2 protein-coding genes are annotated in these 3,189 nt (G+C 62.0%); one reads left to right on the forward strand and one right to left on the reverse strand.

The genetic code is table 11. From position 1 onward, the window contains the following. Positions 1 to 1,190 precede the first annotated feature (1,190 nt). The gene (locus LDL49_RS56195) at positions 1,191 to 1,937 is read left to right on the forward strand and encodes an FkbM family methyltransferase (RefSeq protein ID WP_225303148.1); all 747 of its coding nucleotides are present in this window, start codon (positions 1,191 to 1,193) and stop codon (positions 1,935 to 1,937) included. A gap of 123 nt (positions 1,938 to 2,060) precedes the next feature. On the opposite strand, the gene LDL49_RS56200 is transcribed toward LDL49_RS56195, so the two are convergent. Further along, positions 2,061 to 2,615, reverse strand: coding sequence for a choice-of-anchor C family protein (locus LDL49_RS56200; protein WP_225303147.1), 555 nt, complete (start codon positions 2,613 to 2,615; stop codon positions 2,061 to 2,063). Positions 2,616 to 3,189: the final 574 nt, after the last annotated feature.

Raw genomic sequence — 3,189 nt, forward strand, 5'->3', positions numbered from 1 at the left:
GCACCACCCAACCCGCCACCCTCACCACCTCCACCCTCACCACAGGACAACACCGCATCACCGCCGTCTACCTCGGCGGAACCACCTTCGACAACGAAGAACCCATCCACTTCGCCCCAAGCACCTCACCCCCGCTGCCCCAGACGGTCAACCCTTCATAGGAAGGCCGACCTCGTGAGGGAAAGTCCCCGGTGAACAGCAGACGGTTCTTCCATCCGGCCGGGAAAAGGCACGGGAGCGGCAGGCTGGGCTCGACGGATCGAAACTCTCCCGCCGCAGGGTTGCGCCCCGACGCGGCCGAAGACATCGGGCCCCGGCACGCGGAACCACTGAGGAGTGTCTCCGCCCCCGGCCGGAGGAGGGATCCGGATGGCGTACGCCCGACGGCTTCCACCTCGGTTACAGCGGCGTCCGGAGAACATGGGCGATCAAACGGGATCTCGGCCACAAAGCAGAGACTGCCGCGAGTCTTGCTCCCTCGCATTGGCCAGATCGCTCACTAACTAAGCTGGGCGCGTAGGTGCGGCGGCGAAGACCTCCTGCTCCCGGCCACCATCGAAGTCGTCGAGGCCACGCCACGGCAGATCGCACCAGTCGCTCACACCCCCTGGTCGGGACCGCGCGGCCTGACCGAGGTGCAGTTGGTCATCTCCACCGAGGTTCGCGACCAACTCGGGCTGAGATTCGATGTGTTGTTTCCGCAGGTGAACGAGCGCCGGCAGCGGTTGACGTCGGCGGGCGAGGCCAGGCCGCACGGAGGTCAGGACGACCATCAATAGCCGGTACATCGTTCCGATGAATCCAGGCCGGCGCCGGCTGAGCCGCAAGCCGAATCCCGTTGCGGTCACATAGGCCGCCGCCAGGTTAGTGCGCTGAATCTCTTGCCCGTTTCTGCGGGCAAGATATGTGCGCTCCAAAAAAAGCACAGCTGGGGTGTGGCCTGAGGATGCCTCCCGGATTCATGCGCTAGCCTGACAAAGGAGAAAGCCAACGCGCGACCAGCGATCTTTGAGATCAATATCGACAATGGCTCTACCGGATCGGAAAGGACCACACCAATGACTACCCAAGGAATGCTCAAGGCTATTTTGCACCATCCTGGTAACCGAGACAACCGAGGAGCGGCTCTCATTCGTACCGCCCGATGGCAGGCATGGAAGAGATTGATACGCCATCCGTTTGACTTGACCGTGTACGAGGACATGAGGCTTCGGGCCTACCCGGACGGCCAAGCCAGTCGGTTCTTTTACTTCGGCCCATTGCCGGATCACCCAGAGATGGCCTTTATGCAGCGCTATCTCCGACCCGGCGACGGCTTCATCGACTGCGGCGCCAATGAGGGCGTGTATACGCTTCTCGCGGCCAAGCTGGTCGGCTCGGCCGGGGAGGTGCATGCCTTCGAGGCCGTCCCTCTCTTCATCACCAGACTACGCGCGAACATCCGGGCCAACCACCTCACGATGGTCACTGTCCACCCGGACGCCGTCGGCGCGGAGCCGGGCCGGATGCCCTTCGTGATCCGCGGAGTCGGCTCGCGTATCCAGACCCGGGAAGACCTCACGTCCACCGCCAATACGGTCGACGTGAACATTGTCCGCCTCGATGACGTGCTGCCCGACCGTAGCTGGGCGATGGGCAAACTTGATATCGAAGGGGCCGAGCACCAGGCCCTGACAGGTGCCGAAAAGCTTCTCGCTCGTGGGGAACCCGCCGTTTTGATGCTGGAGCTCGTCGATCGTTTCCTCATTCGATTCGGTTCCACCGTGACGCAGGTTCGCGAGTGGCTCGCGGATCACGGCTACGAGTTCGTGTGCTACGAGCCCGGCCCCAATCGGTTGGTAACGGTCTCAGATTCATTCGTTCCGACGCCGAACGTCCTTGTTGTCTCGCGGGAGCGACGAGCCGAGGTTGACGCTCGGCTACACGGCGCACTGTAAAGTAACCGCCTACCTCCCGGGCCGGAGCATCATCGTGTTGGACAGACAGTTCCACGGCCCGGTCGGCAAACAGAGAGGCACAGCGGTCGGCCTCTCGACCTGGCAACGCTTTGAACGGCCGGCCTAGGACGTCGCCCCACAGGCGCATCGGCCGACGTCTACGTCGTCGATGACCGGGCCATAGGCACCCTCGGTTGTGCTCCTGAACTCCAGAGTGGTGGAGAGCCCGATCGCTATGAACCTCACCTTCCGTGTCTGGTACCGCATGTCTTCTCTGGTGCTAGTTGAGCTACCGAAGCTGAAGCTCTGAACTACAGCCCCATTGACGAGGACCGCTCCTGTCTTCGCTGTCGCATCCCCGCCTGGATTTCCGGCGAGTGAGTAGACCACCTCGTACGTCTCGCCCGGACGCGTGGCGAAGGTCTGCTGCACCCCGCCCACCGGCCTGTCCCCTGAGCCGTTTAGGTCCAGCGACTGCCTTCCGTCTGACGCCTGCCAGAAGTTGGCACGGATCAGGTCCACGCTCCCCATGCTGACCCGCCACGTTCCGATGGACTCCCCAGCGACGAAGTTCTGGAAGTAATCCGGTGCTATATCGAGTTGCTCGAAGCTGCCGTTCCCCAGTCCCGACGTAGCGGCGGCCGACGTGGGTGCGAAGGCTGCGGTCAGGGCGCCCATCAGGCTGGCGCCGACGCAAAACCGTCGCCATGGGCTCGCGTGGCCGGACCGATCGCGGAGACGCGACGGGACCGGGGCCCGGCAGTCGACAGAAGATATGTCAACAGTCATGATTTTCCTTTGGTGTGCGCGATTTCGTGGAGGGATGACGGACTTGACACCGCCATCCAGGTGCTCACTCTCAAAGCCCTGGTGACAACCATGAACATTGGCGGAGCAGCTCAAAGTAACCACCGATAAGCCCATCCGTCCAGGATGGACACGCCGATCCAATACCACATGCGTTCAGTTGAAATACGCTCAGAAATCACCCAATACCACTATTGCCGGGATTTTCCAGCTATATCATTGCTGGCTATCGCAGGCGACACACCGGGGACAGCGCCACATCAGTAAGATGAGAAGGCTGGGCTCCTATAGTCAGTTTGAGCGAGTCCGGATCCCGCACGAGCAATCGTCAAGAGTTGTGGATCGATTGAGAGCAGGATTCTCAGGACTGGTCTGTCATGTCGGTGGCGACGAGTTCGACCTCGAACCCGTCCGTGTCCTCCAGATAGGCGGCGTAATGCTGTTC

The organism is Nonomuraea aurantiaca (genome assembly GCF_020215705.1).
Classification (GTDB): Bacteria; Actinomycetota; Actinomycetes; order Streptosporangiales; family Streptosporangiaceae; genus Nonomuraea; species Nonomuraea aurantiaca.